Here is a 15,616-nt window from a genome sequence, read left to right as displayed (position 1 = left end):
GCTGCGCCGGGGCGAGGCGGCGCTCGACCGGGTGATGGGCGGCACCGGCCGCCTCTACCCGGCCGGCCGCGTGCTGGTGGAGGCCGACAGCGCCAACACCACGGTCTTCCGGCTGCGCAAGGGCTGGGTCGGCCGCCTGCGCACCCTGGAGGACGGGCGCAGCCAGTTCATTCTGATCTTCCTGCCCGGCGACCTGTTCGCAGTAAAAAGCCTGTTCGTCACCCACAGCCCGGACGCGGTGCAGGCCCTGTCCGAGGTCCTGGTCGAGCAGGTCGACCACCGCGTCCTGCGCGAGGCCTACGAGCGGGACCCGGACCTCGCGACCCGCTGCATGTGGCAGGTGATCGAGGAGGAGCGCCGGCTGCACAACTGGGTCGTCGGGCTCGGCCGCGGCAGCGCCGACGAGCGCCTGGCGATGCTGCTGATCGACTTCCGCGGTCGCCTGATCCTGTCCGGCATGCTGCCCCAGGACGCCCTCGCCTACGACCTGCCGATGACCCAGGAGCAGATCGGCGACCACCTCGGCATCTCGAACGTCCACGTCAACCGGGTGCTGCGGGCCTTCCGCGAGGACGGCATCGTCACCATGCGGGGCCGGCGAGTGACGATCGGCGACTTCGACGCCCTGGTGCGGATCGCCACGCCCCTCCTCGACACGTCGGAGCGCGGCCGCACGGAGTTCGTCGGGTCGCGGGAGGCGGGGACCGTCGGCGAGGGTCAGGGCTTCGGCGATGCCGATGGGTGAGGGCGAGATGGACCGCTTCCACGCCGCCGCCGGCCAGGCGGCCCTGATGCTGGTCGAGAGCCTGATGCTGGTCCTCGTCGAGCGCAGGATGATCGATGCGGACGAGCTGATCGGGGCGGTCGAGACGGTGATCGACACGAAGCGGCAGCTGGCGGAGTACGGGCACGAGCCCGAGGTCGCGCGGCTGGCCGCGACCCTCCTCACCACCCTCGCGAACAGCATCGCGGCCGCGGGACCCAAGGCCGCCGCGCGGGACTGATTCGCAAGACCGATTCCCCTGGCGCCGACGACGGAGGGCGCTGTATCGCTGGCCTCACGCCCCCATCGGAGCCCCGTCGTGAGCCTCTCGATCCCGCGCCGCCTCGCCGTCCTCGCGCTCCTCGCCCTCGCGCCGGCCTTCGCCGGGCCGGCGGCGGCGCAGGAGCGGTCCATCACCCTCGCCTCCACGACCTCCACCGAGCAGTCGGGCCTGTTCGGCCACATCCTGCCGATCTTCCAGCGCGAGACCGGCATCACTGTCCGGGTCGTCGCCGTCGGCACCGGTCAGGCGCTCGCCATCGGCGCCAAGGGCGATGCCGACGCGCTCCTCGTCCACGACCGGGCCGGCGAGGACAAGTTCGTGGCCGAGGGCCACGGCCTCGATCGTCGTGACGTGATGGTGAACGATTTCGTCATCGTCGGCCCCACCGCGGACCCGGCCGGCATCAAGGGCGGGCGCGACGCCACGGAGGCCCTCGCCCGGATCGCCCGCGCCAAGGCGCCCTTCGCCAGCCGCGGCGACGACAGCGGCACCCACCGCACCGAGCTGCGCCTGTGGAAGAAGGCCGGGGTGGAGGCGCGGGGCCTGGGCAGCTCCTACCGCGAGCTCGGCCAGGGCATGGGCCCGACGCTCAACGCCGCCGCGGCGATGGACGCCTACACGCTGACCGACCGGGCGACCTGGGTGAGCTTCAGGAACCGCCAGACCCTCGAGATCCTGGTCCAGGGCGATCCCGCCCTGTTCAACCCCTACGGCTCGATCCTGGTGAATCCCGCCAAGAACCCGCAGATCCGCGCGGCCGACGCCAAGGTCTGGCACGAGTGGCTGACCTCCGGGCGCGGCCGGGCGGCGATCGCCTCGTTCAAGGTCGGCGGCGAGCAGCTGTTCTTCCCCGCCGGCACGACGCCGAGCCAGTAGGTCCCGGACCGCCGCGCCGTCGACCGAGGCCTTTCGAAGGCGCTGCGGACTTACGCCCTGGGCAGCGCCGCCACCCGGTTGATGCCGAAGGCGGCGGCGCTCACCAGCAGGGTCAGGCTGACGAGGACGAGGCCGAGGCCGAGGGCCAGCGCGAGGTCGCCGCGGCTGGTCTCCAGGGCGATGCTGGTCGTCATGGTGCGGGTGTAGCCGCGGATGTTGCCGCCGACCATCAGGATGGCGCCGACCTCGGCGATCGCCCGCCCGAACGCCGCCAGGAAGGCGGTGAGGAGCGGCGCCGGCGCCATCGCCAGCAGGATCAGGGCGGCCCGCCCCGCCCCCACGCCGTCGACCCGCAGGGCGTCGCCGTACTCCGCCCACAGCGCCTCGCAGGTGCGGTGCGAGAGCGCCGCCACGATCGGCAGGGCGAGCGCCCCTTGCGCGATCACCATCGCGCCGGGGGTGAACAGCAGGCCCAGGCTTCCGAGGGGGCCCGAGCGCGAGACGAGCAGGTAGAGCACCAGCCCCACCACGACCGGCGGCAGGCCGAGCAGCGCGTTGACGAGGACGAGGAGCGCGCCGCGGCCGGGAAAGCGCGTCGCGGCGAGCAGCGCCCCGAGGGGGGCGCCGAGGACGAAGCCGAGGCCGGCCGCCGTGAGGCTGACGCGCAGGGACAGGCCGACGATGGCGACGAGATCGGCATCCGCCCGCAGGATCATCGCGACCGCAAGCCCCAGGGCGCGCCCGAACTCGTCCATGTCACCTCCACCTCACGCTTGCCTCGTGCCCGTCCTATCCGGGCGGACCGGCCCGTGCCATACTGACGGAGGGTCCGCCGGCTTCCGTGCGCGTTCCGCCGGCGGCTCAGCAGTCGAGCCCGTTCGCGACCCGGGCCCGCGGCAGGAGGGCTCCGCCATGACAGCGGACGATCCGCTCCGCGAGACAGATCTCGAGATGGCGCTGCGCCACGTCATCGAGGCCGAGCTTCGGATCGCGCGCCAGCGCGTCCTGGTGGAGCGCCTCGCCGCCGCGGGCGGGCGGACCGCCGAGCTGTCCCAGGCGCTGCTCGCCGACTTCCAGATGACCCTGGAGGCTCACCGCGCCCATCTCGCGCGCCTGATGCCGCCGCGGGAGGGTTGACGTCGCGTCCGGCCTGGCGCATGCGGGCAGGCGGGACACCTCTCCCCACCGAGAGGCGCCCATCTGGAAGGATGGACCGACAGCATGACGAACCGCCCCGCGGCGCGCCCCCGTGCGCCCTTCTTCTCGTCCGGACCCTGCGCCAAGCGCCCCGGCTGGACGCCCGAGGCCCTCTCCGACGCGGCCCTCGGCCGCTCGCACCGGGCGAAGCTCGGCAAGGCCAAGCTCAAGCAAGCCATCGACCTCACCCGCACGGTGCTGCAGGTACCGGCCGAGTACCGCATCGGCATCGTGCCGGCCTCCGACACCGGCGCCGTCGAGATGGCGATGTGGTCGCTGCTGGGCCCGCGCCCGGTCGACATGCTGGCCTGGGAATCCTTCGGCGAGACCTGGGTGACGGACGCGATCAAGCAGCTCAAGCTCGACGCCCGGGTGATCAAGGCGCCCTACGGCCGCCTGCCCGACCTCGGCACGGTCGACACCCGGACCCGCGACGTGGTGTTCACCTGGAACGGCACCACCTCGGGCGTGCGCGTGGCGAACGCCGACTGGATCGCCGCCGACCGCGAGGGGCTGGCGATCTGCGACGCCACCTCGGCGGCCTTCGCGCAGGACCTCGACTGGGGCAAGCTCGATGTCGTGACCTTCTCCTGGCAGAAGGTGCTCGGCGGCGAGGCCGCGCACGGCATGCTGACCCTCTCGCCCCGGGCCGTCGCCCGGCTCGAGAGCCACGTCCCGGCCTGGCCGCTGCCGAAGATCTTCCGCCTGACCAAGGGTGGCAAGCTGATCGAGGGCATCTTCCAGGGCGAGACCATCAACACGCCCTCAATGCTGGCGGTCGAGGACTACATCGACGCCCTGCGCTGGGCCGAGGGGCTCGGCGGCCTGCCGGCCCTGCGGGCGCGGGCCGACCGCAACGCCGGCGTGATCGCCGACTGGGTCGCCCGCACGCCCTGGATCGCCAACCTCGCCGAGGATCCGGCCACCGCCTCCAACACCAGCGTCTGCCTGGTGGTGAGCGATCCCGACGTCGTCGGGCGCGGCCCCGAGGCCGTGGCGTCGGTCGCCAAGGGCATCGCCACGACGCTGGAGCGGGAGGGCGTCGCCCACGACATCGGCGCCTACCGCGACGCCCCGCCCGGCCTGCGGATCTGGTGCGGCGCCACCGTCGAGGCCTCGGACCTCGAGGCCCTGACCCCGTGGCTCGACTGGGCCTTCGCCCAGGAGAAGGCCCGCCTGACGCAGGCGGCCTGACCAGCCAATCGCCGTATCAGGCGCCGGAACCCCGCGTGAGCGGGAGCCGGTGTCGGCCGGGCGGGCACGGGTTCTCCTCTCCCCGCGGGCGGGGAGAGGGCTGCCTGCACCTCGTCGTGCAGGCAGCGCGCGCAGGCGAAACCGGAGCGAGGGTGAGGGGGTGTCTCCGGATGAGGCCCCTTCGGAAGCACCCCCTCACCCTTGGCTGCCGCCTCGCTTCGATGACGACAAGGTCATCGAAGCCCTCTCTCCGCCCGCGGGGAGAGGAGGAAGCGCACGACCCGGTGTGATTTCACGAACCCCCGGCCGACCCGCTCCCGTGCGGGGCGATGGCGCATTCCCCGTTCGAGGCCGCCATGCCCACAAGCACCACACCCAAGAAAGTCCTGATCTCCGACACCCTCTCCCCCGCCGCCGTCGCGATCTTCCGCGAGCACGGGATCCAGGCCGATCTCCGCCCGGAGCTCGGCAAGGACAAGGAGGCGCTGGCCGCCGCCATCGGCGACTATGACGGCCTCGCCGTCCGCTCGACCACCCGGGTCACGAGCGCGCTCCTGGAGCGGGCCGGGCGCCTCGCGGTGATTGGCCGGGCCGGCATCGGCGTCGACACGATCGACGTGCCGGCCGCGACCGCCCGCGGCGTGATCGTGATGAACACGCCGCACGGCAACGCGGTCACCACCGCCGAGCACGCCATCGCGCTGATGCTGTCCCTCGCCCGCCAGATCCCGCAGGCCGACGCCTCGACGCAAGCCGGGCGCTGGGAGAAGAACCGCTTCCTCGGCATCGAGCTCACCGCCAAGACCCTCGGCGTGATCGGCTGCGGCAACATCGGCGCCATCGTGGCCGACCGCGGCATCGGCCTGCGGATGCGGGTCATCGCCTACGACCCGTTCCTGACGCCCGAGCGGGCGGTGGCGCTCGGCGTCGAGAAGGTCGAGCTCGACGAGCTTCTGCGGCGGGCCGACGTCATCACCCTGCACGTGCCGCTGACGGACAAGACCCGCAACATCCTCTCGGCCGAGGCGCTGGCGCGCACCAAGCCAGGCGTGCGGATCGTCAACTGCGCCCGCGGCGGCCTCGTCGACGAGCACGCCTTGCGGGCGGCGCTCGAGTCAGGCCACGTCGCAGGCGCCGCCTTCGACGTGTTCACCGAGGAGCCGGCCCGGGACAACGTGCTGTTCGGCCATCCCAACATGGTCTGCACGCCGCATCTCGGCGCCTCCACGACGGAGGCGCAGGAGAACGTGGCGCTGCAGGTCGCCGAGCAGATGAGCGATTACCTGCTCCACGGCGCGATCCGCAACGCGGTCAACTTCCCGTCGATCTCCGCCGAGGAGGCGCCTCGCCTGCGGCCCTACGTCAGCCTCGCCGAGCAGCTCGGCAGCTTCCTCGGCCAGCTCACCGAGGCGCCGATCCGCGGCATCCGCCTCGTCTACGAGGGCGAGGCGGCGGAGCTGAACACGAGGGCGCTCACGGCCGCCGCGGTGACCGGCGCGCTGCGGCCGTTCCTGGAGGGCGTCAACATGGTCTCGGCGATCGAGGTGGCGCGCGCCCGCGGCATCCAGGTCGAGACCGCGACCCGCACCGCCGTCGAGGGGCCCTACGCCTCGCGCCTCCACCTCACGGTCGAGGCCGAGGACATGCCCCGCGATGCCGCCGGCACGGTGTTCCAGGACGGCCGCCCGCGCTTCGTCGAGATCCGCGGCATCGCGCTGGAAGCCGCCGTGGCGCCGCACATGCTCTACATCCGCAACGCCGACCAGCCGGGCTTCATCGGCCGCTTCGGCACGCTGATGGGCGAGGCCGGCGTCAACGTCGCCACCTTCCACCTCGGCCGCGACCGCCCCGGCGGCGACGCGATCTGCTTCGCTGCCGTCGACGAGCCGGTCTCGCCCGATCTGCTGCGGGCGATCGAGGCGATCCCGCAGGTGAAGCGGGCTCGGGCGGTGCGGTTCTGACAGGAGCAGGTGGGAGGCAGGACTGCCTCCCACCCCTTCAGCGAATAGCCTCGACCTCGACGGCTGCGGCCGCCGCACGGGCCTCCCGCGCCCCGCCTTTCATGCTAAACCCCCATCATGAAGATCGACGGCCGCCACTACCGCACCATCTTTCCCGCGCCCGACGGCGAGGGGGTCTGCGTGATCGATCAGACCCGCCTGCCCTTCGCGTTCGAGATGAAAACTCTGCGCAGCGAGGCGGAGGCGGCGGTCGCGATCCGCACCATGATCGTGCGGGGCGCGCCGCTCATCGGCGCCACCGCCGCCTACGGGCTGGCGCTGGCGATGCGCGAGGACGCGTCCGACCGCAACCTCGACGGGGCCCGGGGGCGGCTCGCCGCGACGCGGCCGACCGCGATCAACCTGCGCTGGGCCCTCGACCGGGTCGCGGCCGTGCTGCAGCCGCTCTCCCCGGCTGAGCGCGAGGCCGCCGCCTTCGCGGAGGCCGCCCGCATCGCCGACGAGGACGTGGCGAGCTGCCGGGCCATCGGCGAGCACGGGGCGGCGCTGATCGCCGAGATCGCGCGCCGGAAGTCAGGCCCTGTCAACGTGCTGACCCACTGCAACGCCGGCTGGCTCGCCACCGTCGACTGGGGCACGGCGCTGGCGCCGATCTACGTCGCGCACGATGCCGGCTTGGCCGTGCACGTCTTCGTCGACGAGACCCGGCCGCGCAACCAGGGCGCGGCGCTCACCGCCTTCGAGCTCAACGCCCACGGCGTGCCGCACACGGTGATCGCCGACAATGCCGGCGGGCACCTGATGCAGCACGGGCAAGTCGATCTCTGCATCGTCGGCTCGGACCGCACCACCTCGACCGGCGACGTCTGCAACAAGATCGGCACCTACCTGAAGGCGCTCGCCGCCCGCGATTGCGGCGTGCCGTTCTACGCAGCACTCCCGTTCTCGACCATCGACTGGACGCTCACCGACGGCATCGCCGGCATCCCGATCGAGGAGCGCGACGCCCGCGAGGTGACGCACCTCACCGGCCGCACCGACGAGGGCGCCTTCGCGACGGTGGCGGTGGTCTCGCCGGGCAGCCCGGTGGCCAACCCGGCCTTCGACGTCACCCCGGCTCGCCTCGTGACGGGCATCATCACCGAGCGCGGTGTGGCGGGGGCGACCCGCGAGGGGCTGCTCGGGCTGTATCCGGAGCGGCGGGCGGCGGCTTAGACCGTCCGGTCGCAGAAAGAGACACCACGCTTCCACGTCACAGGGTCATCCCGGGGCCGCGCAGCGGAACCCGGGATCCAGAACCGCAGCTGATGCAGAACCAGGCATCACGCGGTCCGACCGTCCGTGAAACACCTGCGGTTCTGGGCGTGCCTTCGGCACTCCGGGCTCCGCTGCGCGGCCCCGGAACGACGAGGAGGGCGTGGGTACCGTTGCGAGCGCCGGACGGAAGCCGCTCACGCTCCCCGGCTCGGCGCCAGCCACGCCCCCGAGAACCGGAATACCGGCTCGCCGCGCTGGTTGGTGCCGCTCGCCGTGTGGCTGACGACGCCCCAGCCCGGCCGCGTGCGCGACGCCTTCGTCTCGGTCAGGGTCACGTCGTAGCGGATCGTGTCGCCGGCATAGACGGGCTTCAGCCACTGCAGGTCGCGAAAGCCCGGCGAGGGTCCGCCCTCGACCACCGGCTCACCCCGCTCCACGGCGAGCGCCCGGCCGCGGTCGCGGGCCGCCACCATGCGCTTCATCCAGGCCGCCGCGGTGTGCCAGCCCGAGGCGCACAGGCCCCCGAAATGCGTCCGCGCGGCCGCGGCCTCGTCGACGTGGAACGGCTGCGGGTCGAAGGTGCGGGCGAAGCGCAGGATGTCCTCGCGGGTGAAGTGGTGCGCGCCGAGGTCGAAGGGCCGGTCGAGCGGCATGTCCTCGAGATGGACCGGCAGCAGCGCCTCACCCTCGGGGAGGTCCGCCGGGGCCGGTTCCTCGGGCGGGCGCGGGCGGGGCGGCAGCGGCGGGGTGCCGGCCTTCCCGAACATCGCCCAGAAATCCTGCGTCATCACCACCTGGCCGGCGCCGTTGTCGATCTCGAGCAGGAAGTGCACGAAGCCACGGTCGGGCTTGCTGCCGGAGGGCCGGCTCTCGGTCACGCTCATCCGCATCGACAGGGCGTCGCCGGGGCGCACCGGGCGCAGCCAGCGCACCTCCTCGACCCCGGGCGAGCCCATCGAGGTCGATTGCAGGATGAAGCCGTCGGCGACGAGGCGCATGCCGAGCGCGCAGGTGTGCCAGCCGGAGGCGATCAGGCCGCCGACGAAGCTCTCACGGGCCGCCGCCTCATCGGTGTGGAAGGCCTGCGGGTCGAACTCGCGGGCGAACGCCACGATGTCGTCGCGGCTGACGTCGAGCGGCCCGAAATCGAGCCGGAAGCCGGGCGTAAGGTCCTCGAAGCAGTAGCGGGGCATGGCGTTCGGCGTCCGGCGGCGTTTCGGGCCGCCGGGCTAGCACGGCGAAGGTCCCGCGCAAACGCTCTTGCGCGCAAGCGCCCACGGCGCCTCAAGCAAATGCGCCCGCCGCCTTGTGGGCGAGGCGGATCGGCTCCGGCAGGCGGTATTTCGGCGCGCAGGCCAGCACCAGGGCGACGCTCGTCGGGATGTCGGCGAGGTGACCCGGGGAGATGAACAGCGGGTGCTTGGCGGTCCGCGTCCGCACCACCGCGCCGATGGTCTCGCCCTTGTCGACGAGGGGCTGATGCGCGCCCTTCTCCTCGTCAAGCGGCGCGTTGCGGCCGCAGAGCCGGGTCTTGCCGACCCCGATGGTCGGGCGCTGCAGCCACAGGCCCATGTGGCTGGCGATTCCGATGCGGCGCGGATGCGCCGTGCCCATGCCGTCGAACAGGAAGACGTCCGGCTCGGATGCGAGCCGCCCGAACGCCTCCTCCAGCACCGGACCCTCGCGGAAGCTCAGCAGCCCCGGCACGTAGGGGAACGGCGTCGGCATCAGGGCCGTCACGGTCTCGACCACCCGGAAGTCCGGGTAGGTCGCGACCACGATCGCCGCGTGCGAGCGCTCGTTCTTCACGCTGACGTCGACGCCGGCGACGAGCCGCACGGCGCCGAGGTCGAGGGGCCGGTCGGCCACGATCTCGGCGGCGAGCCGGCGCTGGAGCGCCACCGCCTCGGCGGGCGTCAGATCCCAGTCGTGGCGGCGAACGAGGTCCATCAGGTGTTGAAGCGGAAATGCAGCACGTCGCCGTCCTGCACCAGGTATTCCTTGCCCTCGAGCCGGAGCTTGCCGGCCTCGCGGGCGCCCGCCTCGCCCTTCAGCGCCGTGTAGTCGGCGTAGGCGATGGTCTCGGCCCGGATGAAGCCCTTCTCGAAGTCCGAGTGGATCACCCCGGCGGCGCCCGGCGCGCGGGTACCCTTGGTGATGGTCCAGGCCCGGGCCTCCTTCGGACCGACGGTGAAGTAGGTGATGAGGCCGAGAAGCTCGTAGCCGGCGCGGATCACCCGGTTGAGGCCCGGCTCGGTCAGGCCGACCGCCTCGAGGTACTCGACCTGCTCCGCCGGCGGCAGCACCGCGATCTCGCTCTCGATCTTGGCCGAGACCACCACGGCCTTGGCCCCTTCCTCCTTCGCGCGGGCGAAGACGGCGGCGGAGTGGGCGTTGCCGGAATCGGCCGCGCCCTCCTCGACGTTGCAGACGTACAGCACGGGCTTGGCCGTCATCAGGCCGAGCTGCGAGAACAGGCGCTCCTCCTCGGCTTTTCGCTGGACGAGCCGCGCCGGCTTGCCGTCGCGCAGGAGCGGCAGCGCCCGCTGCACCAGGTCGAGGACCTCCTTGGCCTCCTTGTCGGAGCCCTTGGCCTTCTTCTCCAGCGCCGTGACGCGCTTCTCGAGGCTGTCGAGGTCGGCCAGCATCAGCTCGGTCTCGATCGTCTCGATGTCGGCGATCGGGTCGACCTTGCCCTCGACGTGGGTGACGTCGCCGTCCTCGAAGCAGCGCACGACGTGCGCGATGGCGTCGACCTCGCGGATGTTGGCGAGGAACTGGTTGCCGAGGCCCTCACCCTTCGAGGCGCCGCGCACCAGGCCGGCGATGTCGACGAAGGTGAGCCGGGTCGGGATGATCTCCTTCGAGGAGGCGATGCGGGCCAGGTCGTCGAGCCGGGCATCGGGCACAGCGACCTCGCCCACGTTCGGCTCGATGGTGCAGAACGGGTAGTTCGCCGCCTGCGCCGCCGCGGTCTGCGTCAGCGCGTTGAAGAGCGTCGACTTGCCGACGTTCGGCAGGCCGACGATGCCGCATTTGAAGCCCATCAGATCAGTCCGTTCGATTTGCTGTGACCGCCGGCCCGCGGCCCTGTCGCGTCGCCATTGCGGCGTGGCGCTGCCCGGGTCAAGCCGGCTTCTCGCCGACGCGCTTCACCTCGTCCCAGCCCCGCCCGGCCATCGCGAGGTGGACCTTGTTCTGGAAGCGGGCATCCTCGCCCGCGGCGAGCAGCTCGGCGGCATCCGCCATCGCGTCGCACAGATCCTCCACCCAGGGGGTCTCGGCCTTCGCGAAGTCGTTGAGCACGTAGGCGTGGACGAGCGCCTTGTCGCCCGGGTGCCCGATGCCGAGGCGGGCGCGCCAGTACTCGTTGCCGCACTGCGCGGTGATCGAGCGCAGGCCGTTATGGCCGGCATTGCCGCCGCCCTTCTTCACCCGGAGCTTGGCGGGCGCCAGGTCGAGTTCGTCGTGGAGCACCACCACGTCCTCGAGGGGGATCTTGTAGAAGCGCTGCGCCTCCGCCACCGCCCGGCCCGACTCGTTCATGAAGGTCAGGGGCTTGAGCAGCAGCACGCGCTCCGTGCCGATCACCGCCTCGGTGCTCTCGCCCTGGAACTTGCGGCGCCACGGCGCGGCGCGGTGCCGGCGCGCGATCGCGTCGAGCGCCATGAAGCCGATATTGTGCCGGTTGCCCGCGTAGCGGGGTCCGGGATTGCCGAGGCCGACGAACAGTCGCATGGCGACAGAAGGATCCCCGAGAAAGAGGAAACGCCCCGGGTCTCGCGACCGGGGCGTCCCACTGAGAGAAAGGATCGAGCCCGGAGGGGCTCACTCCTCCTTGGCGGCCTCGCCCTCGGCGGCCTCTTCGGCAGCCTCAGCGGCCGACTCGGCGCGGGCGGCCTCGGCCACCGCGGCTTCCTCGGCCTCGACCTCGGCGCCGAGCACCGTCGGCGGCACGATGGTGGCCACCACCTCGTCGCCACCGAGCGCGATGGTGGCGCCGGCCGGCACCGGCAGGTCGGAGACGTGGATGGTGTCGCCGATGTTCCGGCCGGTCAGGTCGACGGTGATCGCATCGGGGATCGACTCCGGCGCGACCTCGACCGCGACGGTGTGGTGCACGACGTTGAGCGTGCCGCTGTTCTGCTTGATGCCCGGGGCAGCGTCCTCGTTCGAGAAGTGCACCGGCACCTCGACCTCGACCGACTGGCCGGCGACGACGCGCAGGAAGTCGACATGCAGCGGGACGCCGGTGACCGGGTCGAGCTGGTAGTCGCGCGGGATCGCCCGGACCTTGCGGCCGCCGGCGGTGATCTCGAACACGGTGGTCAGGAAGCCACCGGCGTAGATCAGGGTGCGGGTGCGGATGAGGTCGACGGCGATGGCCTGCGGCGGCTGGTTGCCCCCGTAGATGACGGCCGGCACCTGGCCCTGGCGACGAACGGCCCGGGCGGCCCCCTTGCCGACCCGGTCGCGTGCCACGGCCTCAAGCGGCTTCACGGCGCTCATGGCGTGATCCTTAAAACTGGTGTTGCGGATGGCTCAAACGCCGAAGGCCGCCCCCTCGAGGACGGCCCTGTGAACCGACGTCGCCACGCCCGTTCCCGCGAGGGGAATCCGGCCTCCAAGGGTGTCCGGCGGGCGGTCGCGCTCCTAGCAGACCGGCCGCCCGAAGGCAAGGACGGCCGTCACCGGATCGCCCCGGGGCCGGTGCGCCGCGCGGGCCGCGGGCTCAGGTGCTCGGACAGGCACCGCCATTGCTGGAATCGGTGACGTTCGGCAGCACGACCTCCGGGGCGGAGGTGATCGCCACCTTGTAGACCTTGCCGTTGCGCACCGGCCAGACCACCGTCTCGGTCATCGTGCTGAGGTTGAACTTGTCGGCCAGCATCGCGCCGAACATCGGCTTGTACGTCATTGTCAGTTCGACCACGACGAAGCGCGCCCCCGGGGCCTTGAAGGCGTCCGGCACCGTCGGCACCGCAGTGGGGTCGCTCGGGGCCGGGGCCGAGGCGTTGCCGGCATCCACGGCGTAGGAGCAGACCCTGGCCCTGCCGCCCGCATCGTAGACGCCGACCGCCTTGGCGGCGATCCGCGCCGTGGCGCCGTCGAAGGGGGCCAGCACCGCCCGTCCGGCCTTGACGATGGTGGTGACCTGGCTCGCCGGGATGGTACCGTTCTCCCGCGCCACGAGGTCGGCCACGGTGCGGGCGGCCAGCGTCACCTTGCGGAGGTTGCTGACGTAGCCCGCCAGGTCGGTCGTGCCGAGGTAGAGCAGCATCAGGAGCGGCAGCACCATCGCGAACTCGACCGCGGCGAGGCCGTCCTGCGCGCCGCGGAAGCGCGCGCCGGCGCGGCGCGCCCGTGCGAGCGCGCGCCGGAGATCCGCCGTCCGGTACCGGGGCGCGCTCATTGGAAGGGCTCCGTCCGGAAGGCCACGGTGCTCTGCAGCACGCGCTTCCCGTTCGCCAGGGTGTTCGGGTTGAGGAAGCTGAAGAAGACCGGATATTCGACCGCCGCCTGCACGATCGCGATCTGGTTCGAGCCCGGATTCTGGTACTGCGTGCCGAACACCGTGGGGGTGCTGCGCCACGTTCTCGTGTTCGCGTCGACCGGGCTCGGCGGCGTGTAATCGGTGTTGTCCGCCATCGCCAGCACGTCGACCTTCACGTCAGTGCAGTCGAAGATGATGACCGGACCCTCGCAGATCGCGTCCTTGAACTTCTGCAGCGCGACCTGCTGCGCCGTGGTTCCCTGGGGCGGGGCCGGATCAGCGGAGCGGGCCGCCTGGAACTGTCCCGTGTAGAGCTGGCGCGCCGCGTTCGAGACGGCGTTGTCGAGGACCTGCCCGGCGAAGAAGGCCAGGGCCGTCTCGATGATCGCCGCGACGAGGCCGAGGAACGGCATCGCGATCAGCGCGAACTCCACCGCGGTCGCACCCTCGCGGGCGGACGGGAACCGGGCGATCCGGCCCCGGATCGCGGCGAACCCGGACTTCGAGGGAGGAGGTGCGGAGTGCGTCCGCGCGACCCGTCCGGCCGGCGATCGAGTGGCACGAGACAGGCGACGACGGAGCATGACGCGGCTCGATTTCGTGCGTGAGGACGTCGCTGACTACCTCGGGAAGAGTTTCGGATCGGTTGCACCGATCGCGCAAAGCGACCCGGTGCCAACGCAGGGTTGCCGTGGTGGGCTGACCGTATGCTCAGACAGGCACCGCGGGCGCTCAGCGCGCCGCGCCGCCGGCGGTGCCCCCCGTCGCCATCGAGTTGCGCTGGCCGGTCTGCCCGCTCACCTCGGAGAAGTAGCGCTGCGCGTCGCCGAGCTGCACTGCCGGCTGGCAGGCGGGCGTGCACGAATAGGATTCGCGCTCGAGCCCGCGCTGCACCGTGACCACGGTGGGGCTGCCGGCCTGCACGCTGATGGCGGATTCCGCCAGCATGGTGCCCGCGGCGTCGAGCGCAATGAGGTTGGTGCTGCCGAAGCTCTTGCCGGTCAGGATGACGATGCCGTTCCGCTGCAGCGACACGTCGGCGATGATCGGGTTGCCGACGATCACGGTCGCGGTGCGCTCCGGCAGGCGGATGACCTTGGCGTTGTCGACCGACACGGTGACGGTGGCGCCGTCGCTTCCCTGCGCCGCCGCCGCGGCGGGGACCAGCAGCGCGAACGCCAGGAGGCGCGCGACGCGCAGGAGGCTCGGGCGGCGGGGCGGGCGCATCGGCGGTCGGTCTCTCGGGCGTGTCGCAGGCACCGACACTCAAGCGCCGGACGGTTGACAAACCGCTAAGCCCGGCGCCGCGCCGGCTTCTTGCTTAGCCGGAATGTCCGCTTTCCCGTCGACTGACTGTTAACCACTGGATGAATCTCGGCAAGGCGTGCCTAGTCTCGCTATCGTTTTAACCCAAATGCAACGCGGCACGTCCTAGGTTGTCGTCAGTCCCGATCGGCGCCAGTCGATTGTCGAAGGACTAATCGAGACCACTCAGGCGGGAATTCGAGTTATGCTCACCAAGCTGAAGCATTTTGTCGGCGACGAGTCTGGCGCGACTGCGATCGAGTACGGCCTGATCGCGACCCTGATCGCGATCGCGGTCATCACGGCGGTCAGCACGCTCGGCAACAACCTGTCGAGCCAGTTCAACAAGATCGCCGACAAGCTCGTGAAGAGCCCCTCCTAACGGCAGCACTCTGAACGCAGAGGATGGGCGATCCGCCTCCGCGACCGGGGCGGCGCCTGCCTCGGCAGACGTCCGCTCGGGCGTGCCGTCGCCCGGCGCGCCCGAGCGGACGTCTGCCGCTGGTCGTCTCGGGGTGATCGACAGGTTCGTCGGTCCGAGACACTGTCCGACGCAGCGATCTGCGGCGACTGCTCCGGCGCGGGGCCGCACCGAGCCTTCGCCGCGCATCTCGACCTCTCAGCGAGCCGCCATGGCCAGCCTCTGCCTCCTCGTCGTGTTCCCGTTCCTGATGGCCTACGCGGCCGCCAGCGACCTTCTCACGATGACGATCACCAACCGCGTCAGCGTCGCGCTCGTCGGCGGCTTCGGCGTCCTGGCGCTCGCGGCCGGGCTCGGCTGGGCCGACCTCGCCAACCACGGCGGCGCCTTCGCCCTGACCCTGACGGCGACCTTCGGGCTGTTCTGCAAGGGGGCGATCGGCGGCGGAGACGCGAAGCTCGCCGCGGCGACGGCGCTCTGGCTCGGGTTCGGTCCGCTGGTCGAGTATCTGGTAGTCGCCTCGCTGTTCGGCGGCGCCCTGACCATCGGGGTGCTCCACCTGCGCTGCCATCCCCTGCCCGGCTTCGCCGCCGCCTGGCCGTTCGCACTGCGGCTGCACGACCGGCGCGAAGGCGTCCCCTACGGCTTGGCCCTCTCCGCCGCCGCCCTGGTGGTCTGCCCCACCGCGCCCCTCTGGCGACTGGTACTGCCGGCCTGACTTCCCCTCCGCGGGCCCCGCTGCGAGCCCCTCGCCGGTCCTCGTCGAATCGCACCCGGGATCGATCCTGCGCGCGGCTCGGACAGGTCCGGTTCAGTCGCGATATCGCCACGTCGTGCGAAGTCCCGCACGGGTGAGGCGCGGCGC

The 15,616-nt window shown here is 71.8% G+C and carries 18 protein-coding genes; 9 read left to right on the top strand and 9 right to left on the bottom strand.

The window, feature by feature from the left end:
* The 3 genes from VQ02_RS24430 to VQ02_RS24420 form a co-directional block, all read left to right on the top strand.
* Positions 1-745, top strand: a 745-nt coding sequence (locus VQ02_RS24430) for a Crp/Fnr family transcriptional regulator (protein ID WP_048446831.1), incomplete at its 5' end; no start/stop codon positions are given.
* Positions 738-1,004, top strand: coding sequence for a hypothetical protein (locus VQ02_RS24425; protein ID WP_157080791.1), 267 nt, complete (start codon positions 738-740; stop codon positions 1,002-1,004). The genes VQ02_RS24430 and VQ02_RS24425, both read left to right, overlap by 8 nt.
* Before the next feature lie 78 nt (positions 1,005-1,082).
* Positions 1,083-1,922, top strand: a complete 840-nt coding sequence (locus VQ02_RS24420; RefSeq protein ID WP_048446829.1) for an ABC transporter substrate-binding protein — start codon at positions 1,083-1,085, stop codon at positions 1,920-1,922.
* A gap of 50 nt (positions 1,923-1,972) precedes the next feature.
* Here the strand turns inward: VQ02_RS24420 and VQ02_RS24415 are convergent, their stop codons facing one another.
* Positions 1,973-2,677: an ABC transporter permease gene (locus tag VQ02_RS24415; RefSeq protein ID WP_048446828.1), complete on the bottom strand. Its 705-nt coding sequence runs from the start codon at positions 2,675-2,677 to the stop codon at positions 1,973-1,975.
* Positions 2,678-2,834: 157 nt separating this feature from the next.
* Here VQ02_RS24415 and VQ02_RS24410 point away from each other — a divergent pair, with 157 nt between their 5' ends.
* The 4 genes from VQ02_RS24410 to mtnA all read left to right on the top strand — a co-directional run bounded on the left by VQ02_RS24410 (position 2,835) and on the right by mtnA (position 7,489).
* The gene (locus VQ02_RS24410) at positions 2,835-3,059 is read left to right on the top strand and encodes a hypothetical protein (protein ID WP_048446827.1); all 225 of its coding nucleotides are present in this window, start codon (positions 2,835-2,837) and stop codon (positions 3,057-3,059) included.
* Between the two features lie 84 nt (positions 3,060-3,143).
* On the top strand, positions 3,144-4,313 hold the full coding sequence (locus VQ02_RS24405; protein ID WP_048446826.1) for a phosphoserine transaminase: 1,170 nt from the start codon (positions 3,144-3,146) through the stop codon (positions 4,311-4,313).
* Between the two features lie 356 nt (positions 4,314-4,669).
* A complete protein-coding gene (serA, locus tag VQ02_RS24400) occupies positions 4,670-6,274 on the top strand; it encodes a phosphoglycerate dehydrogenase (protein WP_048446838.1) in 1,605 nt (534 codons plus the stop codon).
* A 117-nt stretch (positions 6,275-6,391) separates the two neighbouring features.
* Positions 6,392-7,489, top strand: a complete 1,098-nt coding sequence (mtnA, locus tag VQ02_RS24395; RefSeq protein ID WP_048446825.1) for an S-methyl-5-thioribose-1-phosphate isomerase — start codon at positions 6,392-6,394, stop codon at positions 7,487-7,489.
* Positions 7,490-7,725: 236 nt separating this feature from the next.
* Here mtnA and VQ02_RS24390 read toward each other — a convergent pair whose 3' ends face one another.
* The 8 genes from VQ02_RS24390 to VQ02_RS24355 form a co-directional block, all read right to left on the bottom strand.
* Positions 7,726-8,724, bottom strand: a complete 999-nt coding sequence (locus VQ02_RS24390) for a MaoC family dehydratase (protein WP_048446824.1) — start codon at positions 8,722-8,724, stop codon at positions 7,726-7,728.
* Positions 8,725-8,815: 91 nt separating this feature from the next.
* Positions 8,816-9,481, bottom strand: a complete 666-nt coding sequence (gene nfi, locus VQ02_RS24385) for a deoxyribonuclease V (protein WP_048446823.1) — start codon at positions 9,479-9,481, stop codon at positions 8,816-8,818.
* A complete protein-coding gene (gene ychF / locus VQ02_RS24380; protein ID WP_048446822.1) occupies positions 9,481-10,578 on the bottom strand; it encodes a redox-regulated ATPase YchF in 1,098 nt (365 codons plus the stop codon). The genes nfi and ychF overlap by 1 nt, the downstream gene beginning before the upstream one ends.
* Positions 10,579-10,657: 79 nt before the next feature.
* Positions 10,658-11,269, bottom strand: coding sequence for an aminoacyl-tRNA hydrolase (gene pth, locus VQ02_RS24375; protein ID WP_048446821.1), 612 nt, complete (start codon positions 11,267-11,269; stop codon positions 10,658-10,660).
* A 90-nt stretch (positions 11,270-11,359) separates the two neighbouring features.
* Positions 11,360-12,040, bottom strand: coding sequence for a 50S ribosomal protein L25/general stress protein Ctc (locus tag VQ02_RS24370; RefSeq protein ID WP_048446820.1), 681 nt, complete (start codon positions 12,038-12,040; stop codon positions 11,360-11,362).
* A gap of 223 nt (positions 12,041-12,263) precedes the next feature.
* Positions 12,264-12,944, bottom strand: a complete 681-nt coding sequence (locus VQ02_RS24365; RefSeq protein ID WP_048446819.1) for a TadE/TadG family type IV pilus assembly protein — start codon at positions 12,942-12,944, stop codon at positions 12,264-12,266.
* Positions 12,941-13,459, bottom strand: a complete 519-nt coding sequence (locus tag VQ02_RS24360) for a TadE/TadG family type IV pilus assembly protein (protein ID WP_245239834.1) — start codon at positions 13,457-13,459, stop codon at positions 12,941-12,943. The genes VQ02_RS24365 and VQ02_RS24360 overlap by 4 nt, the downstream gene beginning before the upstream one ends.
* A gap of 298 nt (positions 13,460-13,757) precedes the next feature.
* On the bottom strand, positions 13,758-14,252 hold the full coding sequence (locus tag VQ02_RS24355) for a pilus assembly protein N-terminal domain-containing protein (RefSeq protein WP_083469413.1): 495 nt from the start codon (positions 14,250-14,252) through the stop codon (positions 13,758-13,760).
* A gap of 283 nt (positions 14,253-14,535) precedes the next feature.
* Between VQ02_RS24355 and VQ02_RS35185 the strand changes: the two genes are divergently transcribed.
* Both VQ02_RS35185 and VQ02_RS24350 read left to right on the top strand, forming a co-directional pair.
* The gene (locus VQ02_RS35185) at positions 14,536-14,712 is read left to right on the top strand and encodes a Flp family type IVb pilin (RefSeq protein WP_063838514.1); all 177 of its coding nucleotides are present in this window, start codon (positions 14,536-14,538) and stop codon (positions 14,710-14,712) included.
* Positions 14,713-14,962: 250 nt separating this feature from the next.
* Entirely contained in the window at positions 14,963-15,469 is a 507-nt protein-coding gene (locus tag VQ02_RS24350; protein WP_048446818.1) for an A24 family peptidase, read from the top strand.
* The last annotated feature ends 147 nt before the right edge of the window (positions 15,470-15,616 follow it).

Origin of the sequence: Methylobacterium variabile (assembly GCF_001043975.1) — a bacterium.
Taxonomy (GTDB): domain Bacteria; phylum Pseudomonadota; class Alphaproteobacteria; order Rhizobiales; family Beijerinckiaceae; genus Methylobacterium; species Methylobacterium variabile.
The sequence above is the reverse complement of the archived record's forward strand: the minus strand, read 5'-3'. Positions and strand labels throughout refer to the sequence as shown.

Coding starts and splice junctions, on each gene's coding strand:
- VQ02_RS24425 (WP_157080791.1), top strand. CDS start 738: ATGGGTGAGGGCGAGATGGACCGCTTCCACGCCGCCGCCGGCCAGGCG.
- VQ02_RS24415 (WP_048446828.1), bottom strand. CDS start 2,677: ATGGACGAGTTCGGGCGCGCCCTGGGGCTTGCGGTCGCGATGATCCTG.
- VQ02_RS24410 (WP_048446827.1), top strand. CDS start 2,835: ATGACAGCGGACGATCCGCTCCGCGAGACAGATCTCGAGATGGCGCTG.
- VQ02_RS24405 (WP_048446826.1), top strand. CDS start 3,144: ATGACGAACCGCCCCGCGGCGCGCCCCCGTGCGCCCTTCTTCTCGTCC.
- serA (WP_048446838.1), top strand. CDS start 4,670: ATGCCCACAAGCACCACACCCAAGAAAGTCCTGATCTCCGACACCCTC.
- mtnA (WP_048446825.1), top strand. CDS start 6,392: ATGAAGATCGACGGCCGCCACTACCGCACCATCTTTCCCGCGCCCGAC.
- VQ02_RS24390 (WP_048446824.1), bottom strand. CDS start 8,724: ATGCCCCGCTACTGCTTCGAGGACCTTACGCCCGGCTTCCGGCTCGAT.
- nfi (WP_048446823.1), bottom strand. CDS start 9,481: ATGGACCTCGTTCGCCGCCACGACTGGGATCTGACGCCCGCCGAGGCG.
- ychF (WP_048446822.1), bottom strand. CDS start 10,578: ATGGGCTTCAAATGCGGCATCGTCGGCCTGCCGAACGTCGGCAAGTCG.
- pth (WP_048446821.1), bottom strand. CDS start 11,269: ATGCGACTGTTCGTCGGCCTCGGCAATCCCGGACCCCGCTACGCGGGC.
- VQ02_RS24370 (WP_048446820.1), bottom strand. CDS start 12,040: ATGAGCGCCGTGAAGCCGCTTGAGGCCGTGGCACGCGACCGGGTCGGC.
- VQ02_RS24365 (WP_048446819.1), bottom strand. CDS start 12,944: ATGAGCGCGCCCCGGTACCGGACGGCGGATCTCCGGCGCGCGCTCGCA.
- VQ02_RS24355 (WP_083469413.1), bottom strand. CDS start 14,252: ATGCGCCCGCCCCGCCGCCCGAGCCTCCTGCGCGTCGCGCGCCTCCTG.
- VQ02_RS35185 (WP_063838514.1), top strand. CDS start 14,536: ATGCTCACCAAGCTGAAGCATTTTGTCGGCGACGAGTCTGGCGCGACT.
- VQ02_RS24350 (WP_048446818.1), top strand. CDS start 14,963: ATGGCCAGCCTCTGCCTCCTCGTCGTGTTCCCGTTCCTGATGGCCTAC.